This is a genomic window from Aeromonas sp. HMWF015, from assembly GCF_963878965.1.
In the GTDB taxonomy this organism is placed as follows: domain Bacteria; phylum Pseudomonadota; class Gammaproteobacteria; order Enterobacterales; family Aeromonadaceae; genus Aeromonas; species Aeromonas veronii.
On sequence record NZ_CAWNZT010000106.1, the window covers coordinates 1 to 13,839 of the forward strand.

12 protein-coding genes, 1 tRNA gene and 1 pseudogene are annotated in these 13,839 nt (G+C 61.6%); all 14 read left to right on the forward strand.

From position 1 onward, the window contains the following. Positions 1-164: pseudogene (locus AACS18_RS05150) on the forward strand (amino acid ABC transporter ATP-binding protein); the annotation flags it as partial. After that, positions 157-954 (forward strand): amino acid ABC transporter permease, encoded by a 798-nt coding sequence (locus tag AACS18_RS05155; protein ID WP_108612065.1) that lies wholly within the window; start codon positions 157-159, stop codon positions 952-954. The pseudogene AACS18_RS05150 and the gene AACS18_RS05155, both read left to right, overlap by 8 nt. 2 nt (positions 955-956) lie before the next feature. Continuing rightward, the gene (locus AACS18_RS05160) at positions 957-1,778 is read left to right on the forward strand and encodes a transporter substrate-binding domain-containing protein (RefSeq protein ID WP_108612066.1); all 822 of its coding nucleotides are present in this window, start codon (positions 957-959) and stop codon (positions 1,776-1,778) included. After that, positions 1,778-2,683 (forward strand): amino acid ABC transporter permease, encoded by a 906-nt coding sequence (locus AACS18_RS05165; protein WP_108612067.1) that lies wholly within the window; start codon positions 1,778-1,780, stop codon positions 2,681-2,683. The genes AACS18_RS05160 and AACS18_RS05165 overlap by 1 nt, the downstream gene beginning before the upstream one ends. Then, positions 2,677-3,414: a penicillin-insensitive murein endopeptidase gene (gene mepA / locus AACS18_RS05170; RefSeq protein WP_108612068.1), complete on the forward strand. Its 738-nt coding sequence runs from the start codon at positions 2,677-2,679 to the stop codon at positions 3,412-3,414. The genes AACS18_RS05165 and mepA overlap by 7 nt, the downstream gene beginning before the upstream one ends. 85 nt (positions 3,415-3,499) lie before the next feature. Next, the gene (locus AACS18_RS05175) at positions 3,500-4,090 is read left to right on the forward strand and encodes a LemA family protein (RefSeq protein ID WP_108612069.1); all 591 of its coding nucleotides are present in this window, start codon (positions 3,500-3,502) and stop codon (positions 4,088-4,090) included. Beyond that, positions 4,087-4,812, forward strand: coding sequence for a TPM domain-containing protein (locus AACS18_RS05180; RefSeq protein ID WP_108612070.1), 726 nt, complete (start codon positions 4,087-4,089; stop codon positions 4,810-4,812). The genes AACS18_RS05175 and AACS18_RS05180 overlap by 4 nt, the downstream gene beginning before the upstream one ends. Positions 4,813-4,832: 20 nt before the next feature. Further along, entirely contained in the window at positions 4,833-5,450 is a 618-nt protein-coding gene (locus AACS18_RS05185; protein WP_058058422.1) for a TPM domain-containing protein, read from the forward strand. A gap of 145 nt (positions 5,451-5,595) precedes the next feature. Further along, positions 5,596-5,683: transfer RNA gene (locus AACS18_RS05190), tRNA-Ser, on the forward strand. A 376-nt stretch (positions 5,684-6,059) separates the two neighbouring features. After that, positions 6,060-6,818, forward strand: a complete 759-nt coding sequence (locus tag AACS18_RS05195) for a flagellar motor protein (protein WP_108542094.1) — start codon at positions 6,060-6,062, stop codon at positions 6,816-6,818. Further along, positions 6,793-7,671 (forward strand): flagellar motor protein MotB, encoded by an 879-nt coding sequence (locus AACS18_RS05200; protein ID WP_181363243.1) that lies wholly within the window; start codon positions 6,793-6,795, stop codon positions 7,669-7,671. The genes AACS18_RS05195 and AACS18_RS05200 overlap by 26 nt, the downstream gene beginning before the upstream one ends. 163 nt (positions 7,672-7,834) lie before the next feature. Further along, positions 7,835-9,973: a TonB-dependent hemoglobin/transferrin/lactoferrin family receptor gene (locus AACS18_RS05205; protein ID WP_108612071.1), complete on the forward strand. Its 2,139-nt coding sequence runs from the start codon at positions 7,835-7,837 to the stop codon at positions 9,971-9,973. Next, on the forward strand, positions 9,973-11,979 hold the full coding sequence (locus tag AACS18_RS05210; protein WP_108612072.1) for a prolyl oligopeptidase family serine peptidase: 2,007 nt from the start codon (positions 9,973-9,975) through the stop codon (positions 11,977-11,979). The genes AACS18_RS05205 and AACS18_RS05210 overlap by 1 nt, the downstream gene beginning before the upstream one ends. 26 nt (positions 11,980-12,005) lie before the next feature. Continuing rightward, the coding region (locus AACS18_RS05215) for a peptidase M36 (protein WP_258228676.1) at positions 12,006-13,839 on the forward strand (1,834 nt) is incomplete at its 3' end.

Sequence of the window (13,839 nt, forward strand, 5' to 3'; positions counted from 1 at the left end):
GCGTCACTCACGAGATGGGCTTTGCCCGTCAGGTGGCGGATCGGGTGCTCTTTATGGATGAGGGGAAAATCATCGAGTCGGCCCCGCCCGCCCAGCTGTTCAACGCCCCTCGTCACCCGCGTACCCGGGCCTTCCTCGAACAGGTGCTCAGCTATCATGGCTAGGCTCAATCGCACCCGCCTGTTTAGCTGGTTGTCAGGCACTGTGATGCTCTCTGTGTTGCTCGGCTGGGCGCTCTATAGCGGCGCTCGCCAGATGGGCTATGAGTGGCAGTGGACGCGGGTGTTGCCCTTTCTCGGCGAGTGGGATGAGGGAACCTTTTATGCCGGCCCCTTGCTAAACGGCCTGCTGGTCACTTTGCAGGTGGCGCTGCTCAGCCTGTTGGGCACGATGGCGGTCGGTGTGTGCGTGGTCAGCCTGCGGCTGCTCCCCTCCCGGCTCGGCCCTTGGCTCGCCATCGCCTATCTGGCGCTGGTGCGCACCACGCCCCAGCTGGTGCAGCTCTATATTCTCTATTTCTTGCTGGGCCCCATGCTGGGATTGGCTCCCCTTGCCTGCGCCGTGTTGAGCCTCTCCCTCTATCAGGGGGCCTTCACCGCCGAGGTATTGCGTGCAGGCGTACAGGCTATTCCCAAAGGACAGTGGGAGGCAGCCCAGTCGCTTGGCTTGTCACGGGCCATCACCCTGCGCAAGGTGATCCTGCCCCAGCTGGTGCGCATCACCTTGCCGCCGCTCACCAACGAGCTGGTCTCCCTTATCAAACATTCGGCGCTAGTGAGTGTGATCGCCATCTTCGATCTGACCAACGAAGGGCGTACTCTGGTTGCCGATACGTTTCTGACCTTTGAGGTGTGGTTTACCGTGGCCGCCCTCTATTTGCTGTTAACCCTGACGTTGTCAGCCTGTTCGCGGGCGCTGGCCCGTCACCTGAATCCGGATCAACAAGGACGCTAACCATGAATCTGTCATTCAAGACCACCCTGTCGGGCGCGGCCCTGCTACTGACAAGCCTGCTCACTCCGGCACTAGCACAAACTGCCCCCTCCGACACCCAGGCGCAGATCGAGCAGAGCGGTACCCTGCGGGTCGGCATGTCCACCTTCGCCCCCTGGGCGATGCGCGACAAGCAGGGGGCGCTAATCGGTTTCGAGATTGACGTGGCCCGTCGCCTCGCCACAGATAATGGTTGGCAGGTAGAGTTCGTGCCTACCGCCTGGGATGGCATCATCCCCTCCCTGTTGGCGAAAAAATATGACGTCATCATCGGCGGCCTCACCATCACCCCCGAGCGGGAGAAGAGCGTGCGCTTCACCCAGGCCTACTCCCACTCCGGGGTGCAGCTGGCCGCCTCCAGCACCATGGCCAAAGAGAAGAAAACCGTGGCGGACTTCAACCAGCGCGGGGTGATCCTGGCGGTTCGTCGTGGCGCCTCGCCGGTACAGGTAGCCAAAGCGCACTTCCCCAAGGCCACCTTGCGCCAGTTTGATGACGAGTCACAGGTATTTCAGGAGGTGCTGAACGGTCGCACCCACGGCGCCCTCTCCTCTTCCCCGAAACCCGAGCAAGAGGCGCTGCGCCACCCGGATGCCCTCTTTATGCCGTTTGCCAAACCGCTGGCAGAGGGGAGTGAAGGCTTTGCCCTGCGCAAGGGGGATGATGCGCTGGCTGAACAGTTCAACGAGTGGATCGCCGCCCGTCAGGCCGATGGCTGGCTCAAGGCGCGCCATGACTACTGGTTCAAGTCGCTGGCGTGGGAAGCGCAGGTCGCCAATCCCTGATGCTGGTTGCTCTAAAAGAGACCATCCGGCGCATCGTCCGGAAGCCATGTCGGAACATCAACTGGCTGGACGGGGCGATCGCCCTGATCCTGCTGCTGGCTGGCCTCTGGCTGGCCAGCCGCTTGCACATCGGGGTGGCCTATCAGTGGCGCTGGCATGAAGCCTTCGACCTGCTGTTCACCCCTGGTCCTCACGGCGAGTTGCCCTACTTTTTCAGCGGTCTATTCACCACCTTGCGCATCGCCCTGCTCGGCATGGTGCTGGCGCTGCTGCTCGGCACTACGCTGGGGGTAGCCGCCTTCAGCCGCCGCCCCTGGCTGGTGATGCCCGCGACCCTGTTTATCCAGCTGATCCGCAATCTGCCGCCGCTGGTCTTTATCTTCATCTTCTACTTCTTTATCGCCAACCAGCTGCTGCCTGCGAGCGGCCTCTCCCGCTGGCTCGGCACCGTATCGCTCTCCCCGTGGCAAGAGGCGCTGTTTGGCCCTCCTGCCCGCTGGGAGAACCTCATCTCAGGCACCCTCTGCGTTGGCATGATCAGCGCAGCCTTCGTCGCCGAGATCGTCCGCGCCGGGCTGGCCGCCATCCCCCGTGGCCAGTGGGAGGCGGCGCAGAGCCTCGGGCTCTCTCCCTGGGTGCGGCTGCGCCATGTGATCCTGCCGCAGGCCATGCTGCTGATGCTCCCCCCCCTCACCGGCCAGCTCATTGCGCTGGTGAAGGATACCGCCATCGTTTCCCTTATCTCGGTGCAGGAGCTCACCTTCGTCGGCACCGAGATGGCCAACTCCAGCGGACTGGTCTACGAGATCTGGCTGCTGGTGGCCGCGGCCTATTTATTTATATGTTTGAGTCTGTTCGTATTGCTGAGCCGACTCGAAGCAAGACAAGGAGCACGCACATGCTGACGTCCCTGTTGCTGGCGACTGTATTGCAAGCGGAAGCCATCGGTGGTTATGCCGCCGGTTGCCTGAAAAACGGCGTATCCCTGCCCCTTGAAGGGCCGGGTTATCAGGTGATCCGCACCAAGCGGCTGCGCTACTACGGCCACCCCGACCTCATCCACTATCTGCAAGCGCTGGCCAACCAGACCCGCATGGCCGGGCTGCCAGATCTCTACATCGCTGATCTGGCGATGGCCCGGGGCGGCCCCTTTACCTCTGGCCATCGCAGCCATCAGACTGGCCTTGATGCCGATATCTGGTTTCGCATGGCCAACCGCCCCATCAGCAAATGGGAGCAGGATGCCCCCAAGGAGTGGGCACTGATCGACGAACCCCGCTACAGGATGCTGCCGGGGCGCTTTGGCCCACAGCAGCTCACCCTGCTGCGGCTGGCGGCCAGCAAACCCGAGGTAGCCCGCATCTTTGTCAATCCGGTGATCAAATCCGCAGTCTGCCAGCAGGCTAGTAACGAGCCCTGGGTCGCCAAGCTGCGCCCCTGGGTGGGCCACTTCAGCCACTTCCATGTGCGGCTGCGCTGCCCGGTCGGCAGCCCCGATTGTGAACCTCAGGCCCCCATTCCGCCCGGCAATGGCTGCGGGGAAGAGCTGGCCTCCTGGCTCAAAGACAAGCCCCAACTGCCCAAGGTCTCCGGCATCAACAAGCGACCCGAGCTACCTGCGCGTTGTGGCAACTGACCCCAAGCTGGTATGGTGGTGCACGCTTGGTCGTGCACCATCAACGGCGCACTATCGACTCGAAATTTCAAAGGAGAACAACAAGATGGCCACATCACTCTGGCGCAGAACCACGCAGAGCCTGTTGACCCTGACCCTGCTGCTCGGCCTGACCGGCTGCGGCATGAACAATATTCCGACCCTGGATGAGCAGGTCAAGGCGAGCTGGGGACAGGTGGAGAACCAGTATCAGCGCCGCGCCGATCTCATCCCCAATCTGGTCGCCACCGTCAAGGGCTACGCCAGCCATGAGCAGGAGACCCTCAAAGCGGTCACCGATGCCCGTGCCCGGGTCGGCAGCATGCAGGTGAGCGACCCTGCCCAGCTCAAGGAGTTTGAAGCGGCGCAGAACCAGCTCTCCAGCGCCCTCTCCCGCCTGATGGTAGTGGTAGAACGCTACCCCGAGCTGAAAGCGGATCAGCAGTTCCTTGCCCTGCAGGCACAGCTGGAAGGAACCGAGAACCGCATCTCGGTGGCTCGCCGCGACTATATCGAGGTGGTGCGCCAGTTCAATACCGAGATCCGCACCTTCCCCGGCGTTATCTGGTCCAAGCTGCTCTACTCGGATCTGGAGACCAAACCCAGTTTCAGTGCCAAACCCGGTGCCGATGAGGCGCCCAAGGTCAGCTTCCAATGAAGATGATGCTGCGCTGGTTTCTTCCCTGTCTACTGCTCTGGGCCAGTGCCCTGCAAGCGGCACCGGACTTCCCGACGCTGAGCGGACGGGTGGTGGATGAAGCCAGTCTGATGTCCCGCAAACAGGCCCATCAACTGACCCAACAGCTGGCCGCCTTTGAAAAGCGCAGCGGTATCCAGTTGGTGGTGGTCTCCGTCGACAGCCTTGATGGGGAGACTATCGAGGAGTACGGCTACCAGCTCGGTCGCCACTGGGGGATCGGCCAGAAAGGCAAAAATAATGGCGTGCTGTTGCTGATCGCCCAGGATGAGCGCAAGGTGCGGATCGAGGTAGGCTATGGATTGGAAGGCGCCCTGCCCGACGCCATCGCAGCCAACATCATCCATGGTCGCGTCCTGCCCGCCTTCAAGCGCGGCGATATGGTGGCCGGGATCATGGCAGGCAGCCAGAGCATTATGAAGGCACTCGCCGGAGAGTATCAGCCGGTCGAGCAGCCAAAGAGTGACAACGGTGGCGGCCCCTGGCTGTTTATTCTGGTGGTGATTGCGATGATCGTGCTCCACAACCTGCGCGGGGGTGGTGGCGGTGGGCCGGGAGGACGACGTCGGTCGACCTACATGGCCGGTGGATTGGGTGCCGGCTCCTTTGGTGGTCGCTCTGGCGGCGGATTCAGCGGTGGCGGCGGCAGTTTTGGCGGCGGCGGAGCCTCCGGTGGCTGGTAACAGGAGTAAAGAGACAAATCATGATTTCTAAACAGTTCTTCCACACGCTTCAGGCAAAGGTGCGCGAAGCGGAGCTAGAGACTGATGCTGAACTGGTCACCGTGCTGGCCCCGGCCAGCGATGGCTATCGCTACATTCCCACCCTCTGGGCGGCGCTGCTGGCGATGCTCACCCCGCTGCTGGTGTTCCAGCTCGGCTTCTGGCTCGGCTGGTACGAAATCCTGCTGGTGCAGTGGTCGGTCTGGCTGCTGCTGAGCCTGCTGTTCCACTGGACCCCCATCAAGATGCGGCTCATCCCGAAGAAGGTTCGCCAGCACCGGGCGGCCCTGATGGCCCGCCTGCAATTTGTCGAGCAGGGGCTGCACCGCACCCGCGACCGGCTCGGGGTGCTGATCTTCGTCTCGGCCGCCGAGCACTATGTAGAAATACTGGTGGATGACGGCATCGCCCAGCATATCGACAATGGTCAGTGGCAGGAGATCATCGACGACTTCGTGGCGCGAGTGCGCAACAGGGAGATCGAACAGGGTTTTCTGGAGTGCGTAGAGCGCGTTAGCGCCATTCTGACCGACGCCTTCCCGGCCACCCGGGATCAAAACGAGCTGCCGGACAGCCTGATCATCCTCGACAAGCCCTGATCCGGTTTAAAAAACCGGCATTCTGCGCAAGGGTTAGGCATTCGGAAAAGATTATGAAAAATAAGGGGAAAAGAGGTTGACCCACACAGTCCTTTCCCCTAAATTACGCCCCGTTCCAGCGCAACAGCGCAGCGAACGAAAATTTGGTGAGGTGTCCGAGTGGCTGAAGGAGCACGCCTGGAAAGTGTGTATACGGCAACGTATCGAGGGTTCGAATCCCTCCCTCACCGCCAAATTTAAAAAAACCGACCTCAGGGTCGGTTTTTTGCTTTCCGGCAAACGCAAACTCCTAGGCCTACAAGTGAGCACCAGCCACGTAGCGGCGGATCATCCACGCTCTCATCCCCCGGTTTGCAAAGCCCTGATGGAATATAACAGCTTCTCGCATTGCCAGCCCCCGCCCCCCTACCTTGCTTTTATGATTGCCCAACCCGACAAGCATCCTTCCAGGCAACAAGATCATTGCAAGACCATCCCATGACCACAACACGCCTTCTTTTATGGACGTTACCCAGCGCCCATTATTGCTCATCGATTGGATATCATTTTGAAAAACTGATACTTAAGTAGCTACACTAGCCATTATCAATATTCAGGGACGTAGAAAAAATGAGCTTGATAGGCCTTGTCTTTGCACTGATCTGCATTCTTGGCGGAAATATCATAGAAGGCGGCCATCCCAGTGCGCTGCTCGATTTGCCCGCATTTCTTATTGTGATCGGCGGCACCATAGGTGCCGCGTTGACCCAGTTCCCCTTCTCAGTTGTCGGTAAAACTGCCAAACGTTTCAAGTGGCTGCTCTCCCCGCTCAAGCTGGACATGCTGGAGCAAGCCCAGTTGCTGGAGACCCTGGCTGGCAACGCCCGTCGCAGCGGCATGCTCGCACTGGAAGGGATGATCGACGAGATCAAGGATCCCTTCCTGAAGAAAGGGGTGCAGATGATGGTTGATGGTTACGAGAAAGGGAAAATCCACGAGGTGCTGGAGAACGAGATCGAATTTGAGCAAGAAGATCTCGAACAGACGGTCAAATTCTATGAAGCCATGGGCGGCTACTGCCCGACCATGGGGATCGTGGGCGCGGTGTTTGGCCTGATCCACGCCATGGGTCTGCTAGATGCGCCCGACAAGCTGGGTGGCGCCATCGCAGTGGCCTTTATCGCCACCATCTACGGGGTTGCTGCCGCCAACCTGATCTTCTTGCCGTTCGGCAACCGCTACAAGGCATTTGCCCACCAGATCCGCCACTACAAGGAGATGACCCTGACCGGCATTCTCTGCATCGTGGACGGCGAGTCACAGGCGCGCCTGCAAGTATCCCTCGAACCATTTATGGGAGGCCATGGTGGCAAAAAAGAAAAAAGCTGAAGCACCGGAGAACCACGAACGCTGGCTGGTCTCCTATGCCGACTTCATGACCCTGCTGTTCGCCCTGTTTGTGGTGCTCTACTCCTTTGCCATGGCCAAGCAGTCCGAAACCCGGGTGCTTATCCAGGGCTTTATCGAGTCGCTGGGTAAAATCGGCCTCATTTCCCCGCCTGCCGGCTCACCCTTGATGCAGGGGGGCACAGGGATTCTCGAGCCAGAATCAAAGACTACGCCGAGCAGCCCGAAAGAGGAGACTGTGCTGGAGAAAGATGCCCCCATGGCGGCATCGGATCCCTTCAACGAGACCATAGGTGCCTCGGAAAAACCGAGTGCCACCGAGGCCTGGCCCCACAAGACCAAGGAGCAGGAGTGGGTGCAGGTGACCAAGCAGAAGCTTGAGCAGCAACTCAAGGCCCAGATCGAATCGAAGGATCTCGAGGTCGAGCAACTCGGCAGTCAACTGGTGATCCGCATCGGCGAGAAGGCGCTATTCCCCTCCGATTCGGCGTTCCTGCAGCCCCAGTTCATCCCGCTGGTCAACAAGATCGCAGGCATTCTGGCCAATATCCCGGGGCAGGTAGTGGTCACCGGTCATACCGACAACTCCCAAGCGCCGGTGGAGCTCTATCGCAACAACTGGGAACTCTCGGTGCTGCGAGCCTCCTCCATCGTGCAGACCATGCTGACCAACCCCCAGCTGGATGCCAGACGAGTCATCGCTCAGGGGGTTGCCGACACCCAACCCCGCTTTGCCAATGACACCCCCGAACATCGCCAGGCGAATCGCCGGGTCGATATCACCCTCTCCCAAGGCAAGGCCGCAGAAGAGTCGCTGCAACTGCTCAAGCCCTGATCCCCCCGCTCCCGCTTCGCGCGGGAGCCTCTTTTTTAAAAACAAATAACTCAATAATATCAACACCATAAGATCTTAATGATAATGATTGCCATTTATTGTCAAGTGGTCAGGCCTCTGCAATAATGCCGCCTCTCAGGCTTAAATAAAAACAATTATCATTATGAATAAACTGTTTCAGGCATGGCCGGCACTCCTGTGTGCCTCCGCTGGCGCGGCCGATCTCCCCCCTGTGGAGAAGGCGCGCAGCGACGACACCATCATTGTCACCGGGCAACGGGTACAACAGAAACTCTCCGATGTTTCCGGCTCCATCACCGTCATCACCCAGGAAGAGCTGGACCGTCAGGTCGCCAGCGAGCTGACCCATGTGTTTCGCAAGATCCCCGGTGTCTCGGTCACCGGCTCTGCCGGGCGACCGCAAAACATCAGCGTGCGCGGCATCGGTGGCAACCGCATCCTGCTGATCAAGGATGGAGTGCGCGTCAGCGATGGCTTTGGCGCCGACAACATCAATGACAAGGTGGGTCGCTTCAACTTCGATCTCGATGACATCAAGCAAATTGAGGTGGCCAAGGGAGCCGGCTCCTCCCTGCATGGCTCCGATGCCATCGGCGGCACCGTGGTGATGAATACCAAGCAGCCGGAAGATTATCTGCAACAGCAAGATAGCTATCTGGCGGCCAAGACTCTCTACGGTGGCGACAGCAACAAGAAGAAGCTCAGCATGACCGGCGCGGTGCGGGCACTGGAGAGCGAACATCTGTTGCGCCTCTCCGGCTGGCGTGGCAACGAAACCGCCAACTTTGAGGAGAACCGCATTCCGGCTGATTTGGATGGCATGAGCGCCTCCACCAGCAGCCGCCTCCCCCTCAATGCCCATCACGCTCTGCGGCTGGAGCTGGACTACTACGAGGATCACGCCAAACGCCAGATGGGGCCCAAAGCGGTGCCCCAACCCGATGGCAGCTGGGACGTGGTCGGTTTTCAGGAAGATGGCGATCAGCGCACCCAGGGCGGCAAGTTCAGCTGGGAGGCCAACGATCTGGGCATGATCGATACCCTCAACTGGAGCTTGTTTGGCAACCAGTCACGCAACGAAGCCAACCAGCGCCAGCTGCTGCGCAACGATGCCTTGAGCGGCTATCCCAGATATCGCAGCCAGCGCACCCTCTCCACCTTCGAGGAGCTGCGCCTTGGCAGTGAGCTGGAGCTGCAGAGCAAGCTGAGCACCGGCTCGCTGGATCACACCTTCAGCTACGGTGTGGAAGTGGAGCAGGCCAACCACGAGCGGCCGGTCAGCAATCTGACCCTGGAAGATGGCATCACCACCCAGGGACAGAAAGCCCCCTTCAGCAAGGCCGAGACCCGCCGCGATGGTATCTGGCTGAGCGATGTGATCGATCTGGGCAACTGGCAGTTTACCCCGACCCTGCGCTTTGACCGCCAGCGCCTGCGCGCACCGGACAGCAATCTGGCCGAGAACCACAGCGATCACATCTCCCCCAGTGTGGCGGCCAGTTACCGCTTCAACGAAACATGGCGCAGCTGGCTCAGCTATGCCAACGGCTTCCGCGCTCCCGCTTACGATCAGGTTTACGGCAACATTCCTCACTACTTTGCCATGCCGCCGTTCGAGATCATTGCCAACCCCAACCTCAAGGAGGAGACCAGCCACAGTCTGGAGTGGGGAGTGAATGGCCAAAGCGACAACTGGAGCGTCAAACCGGCCGTTTTCTACAACCGCTACTACAACTTCATCGACTGGCGCCAGACCGGTTTTCGCCTCGATGACGGTGTCTTCCTGCGCCAGTATCGCAACGTCGCCAAAGCAGAAACCTGGGGCGCCGAGCTGGCCGCCAGCCTCTGGCTGAGCGACGAGTGGGAGCTTTCGACCAATCTGGCCTGGATGGATGGCAAGGATCACCGCGGTGAGCCGCTGCGCACCCAGACACCGCTGGAAGGCAACACCACCCTGCGCTGGCAACAGCTCGACTGGGGGGTTGAGCTCAGTGGCAACTATGCCGCCGCCATGACCAAGGTGCCCCAGTGCGCCAATGCGCAAACTGGCTACAACGGTGCCTGCCAGAGCAGCGCAGGCTGGTTCAGCCTGGACCTCACCGGCGACTGGCAGATCACCGAGGCGCTCAAGGTCAATGCCACCATCGGCAACCTGCTCGATACCCGCTACGTCCGCTATCAGGATGTGGCCGGACTTCCGGCTGGCAGCGACACCTCCCTCTACAGCCAGAGCGGCCGCTACCTGTCAGCCAGCCTCAGCTACCGTTTCGTGGGGATGTGATGAAGCATCATGTAATCATGGCGGCCCTGTTGGCCGCCCCGTTGGCGTGGGCGCAAGAGGCCCTGCCACCACCGATCCCGCCCCAGCCACACCTGATTTCGGGCAATCCCGTACGCCAGGATCCCTACTTCTGGTTGCGGGACGAGAGCCGCAGCAACCCGGCCATACTCGCCCTGCTCAAGCAGCAAAATCGCTGGAGCGAGCAGCAACTCGCCGCGCAGCAGCCGCTGGAAGCAACCTTGCGCGCCGAATTTGCCCGCCATCCGGCGGGGGAATCTGTGCCAGACAACTGGCTTGTGCGTGGCGATCAGGCATGGCAGTTGCGTCCGGACGGCTCCCTCTGGCAACGCCACGGGGGTAAGGTGCAGCAACGGCTTCCCGCCAGAGCCGGTGAGGGCTATTACGAAGCGGGCGGCTGGGCCCTGAGCCCGGATAACCGCACCCTGGCCATCGCCGAAGATCGCCGGGGCGATCTCGACTATCAGGTCACCCTGCTCGATATCCAGAGCGGCAAGGCGCTGGCCAGCTTGGCGCAGCGCAGCGCTGATCTCGCCTGGTCACAAGATGGTCGCACCCTCTACACCATCGCCAACGAACGCGATACCCTGCGCCCCTGGCAGCTGCGCGGCTGGCAGGATGGCCAGGAGCAGACTCTCTATGAGGAGCAGGATCCCGCCTGGCTGCTCAGCCTCTATCGCACCACGGATGGCCAGCATCTGGTGTTGCAGGGCAACAACCACGACAGCTCGGAGCAGTACCTGCTCGACTCGGGCAAGCCGCAGCAGATCAAACCCCGCCAGCGCGGGGTGGAATACTATCTGGACAGCCAATCCGGCTGGGTGATCAAGAGCAACCGGGAGGGGGCATTTGCCCTCTATTCAGCCAACACGCCGCTCGATGAGTGGCAGCGTCTGTGGCCCGCCAAAGGGGAAGATCTCGGCGATCCCGACAAGTGGCGGCTGTTTGATCGCCATCTGGTGGTGCAGTTTCGCCAGCAGGGGGAGGATTGGCTCGCCCTGCTCGATCGCAACGGCCATGAACGCCAGCGCCTGCCGCTGGCCAGTGGCGCCGGTACCGGCTGGCTGCAAGGAGAACATGACCCGGCCAGCGACCGTATTCTGGTGCGCAGTCAGGGCTTGAGCCAGCCCCCCGGCCAGCGCTGGCTGGATTTAAACAGCGGCCAGTGGATCAACGATCAGCACACCGCAGGCAATAAAGCATTGCCCTATCAGAGCGAGCGGCGCTGGATCACCTCTGCCGATGGCACCCGGGTGCCTGTCTCGCTGGTATGGCGCAAGGATCTGGCCCCTCGCGCCGTACTGCTCTACGGCTATGGCGCCTATGGCACGCCGATGCGCCCCTACTACCAGAAAGAGCTGTTAAGCCTGCTGGATCGGGGCTTTGTCTACGCCATCGCCCATGTGCGCGGCGGCGGCATGCTGGGGGAGCAGTGGACCCGCGACGGACGGGGCATCCACAAGCAGAACGGCATCAGCGACTTTATCGCTGCCGGCAACACCCTGCGCCACTGGTCGCCCGACGCCGCCCCTCTGCCCCTGTTTGCCATGGGGGGCAGCGCGGGGGGCACCCTGGTTGCTGCGGCCCTCAACCAGCAACCGACACTCTTTAGCGGCGCCGTGTTGCAGGTTCCCTTCGTCGATATGCTCGGCACCATGAGCGATCCTGCCCTCCCCTTGACCCGTCAGGAGTATCAGGAGTGGGGCAATCCGGCCAAGCCCGCAGAGTATCAGGCGATGCGCCGCATCAGCCCCTACGACAACCTGCACCGCGCCCCCTACCCGCCCCTGCTGGTCACTACCGCCCTGCACGATAGCCAGGTCCCCTACTGGGAGCCGGTCAAGTGGCTGGCCCGCCTGCGGGAGCACAGCACGGGCTCCGGCCCCTACCTGCTGCTGACCGAACTGGAGGGAGGCCACCGCGCCGGTGGTGGCGATCGGGCTCGTGAATTTGCCTTCTTGTTGCATCTGGCGGGGATCAATCAATGACCCTGCCGCTGATTGGGAGTACCACTATGAAACCCCTGTTGCCCGCCCTCTTGCTGGGGCTGGCTGGCTTTGCCACTCAGGCCGCCGAACTGCGTTTTGTCGAACAGAACGCACCGGCCGATACCCGCCTCTGGCTCGAACAGCAACTCGGCGTCACCCTGAGTGATGCCCCGGCCTATCAGCGCCAAGGCAAGCTGGGCCACTATCTGCACTATCGCCAGCAGCTCAATGGCGCACCGATCGCCGGCCTTATGGCTGCCGTGAGTCTCGATGAGCAGGGTCGCCCGTGGCGTCTCTATCACAATACCCGACTGATGCAGGCACAGGCGACTCCATGTGATGAGGCAAGCCGCGCCGGGGTGGATGCCTATACCGTCACGCTGGATGGTGCTGTGTGGCAATTCGCCGGCAGTGACGAGGCCCAGCCCTGGTACTGGCAGGATGGCGACACACCGACTCCGGCCTGGCGTCTGCTGGCGGTGGAAAGCCAGCCGGGCAACAGCAAGAGCAGCCACTGGCAGCTGTTTGTCACCTGCGATGGCAGCGCCTTGCTGGGGCGCACGCTGCAAGAAGCCAGCACCCGTGCCGAACCGACCCCGCTGGCAGGGGAAGTGGCCACGGTGCAAGCCCGCATCTTTGCCCTCGACCCACGCACCCAGCTGCAAGATGGCAACCTGCTGTGGCGCCACGATCTGGTGCTGGACAACGGGGCCTATCGTACCGTCCCGCTCAGGGTACAAAAGGTGGATGACACCTACCAGCTGAGTGGCCCACGCGCCCGGGTCGTGGATGGCACGGCGCCGGAAACTGCCCCCTTTAGCAGCCCTGATGCCGATGGCTTCCAGCTGGATCACCAGCAGCCCGCCTTCCTTGATATCAATGGCTACTACCATCTGGATCTGGCCCAGCGCCATGTGGAATCCCTTGGCTACCCGACGCTGATGGGCGGCCCCCTGGCCATCGATACCGATGCCGGGGAGCAGGACAACTCTCTCTATGACCCCTTCCTGCGCCGGTTGGAAATTGGCCGGATAGGGGTACCCGATGCGGAAGATCCCATGGTGATCTGGCACGAGTTTGGCCATGCGGTGCAGCACCATATCCTGCCCGATATGGGAGAAGAGGGTGACTGGGGTGCCATCGGCGAGGGCTTTAGCGACTATCTGGCCGCCAGCTGGCGCCAGCGTAGTCCAGAGGCTCGCCAGTTCGAGCCTTTCATGGTCTTCAACTGGGATGCCAGGATCAGCGGCCGAACGCCCCGTCAGCTCGATGATCTGCGGGCGCGCTATCATCCGGGCTTCCTCTATCCGGCTCACCTCACCATCAACGGCAGCAACGGCGACCAGCTGTGGGGCACTCCGCTCTTCACCGCGCTGCGCCAGGCCGTTGAACAGTATGGCGAGGTAGCCCGTGACGAGTTCGATACCCTGCTGATTGAATCCCACTTCGGCCTCGGCCCGCAGGTGCGGATGCCCCAGCTGGCGCGGGTCACCGTGGATACCGCCAACCGCCTCTATCCGGACCGCAGCTATGGCAAGCTGCTGGAGCAGGCCTTCCGCCACCACGCCCTGCTGCCCACCCCCATCGCGGCCCGCCTTGCCGATGACAGCTACCTGCTGCCCGGGGAGAAAAAGAGCCTCGCCATCGAATTGACCAACCAGAGCGGCCGCCCCCTGACCGTGGCTGACGCCAGCCTGCTCCCGACCAAGGGGCTCATGGGTGACGGTCACTGGCAGGGAGAGCTCAACGCCGATGGCACCGCCCGCTGGACCCTGCCGCTGGAAGCGGCGAGCAACCTGAGTTGTGGCGAGGCAGTCACCTTGCCGCTGCAGTTCCAGCTCACCCTGCCCAGCCCCACCG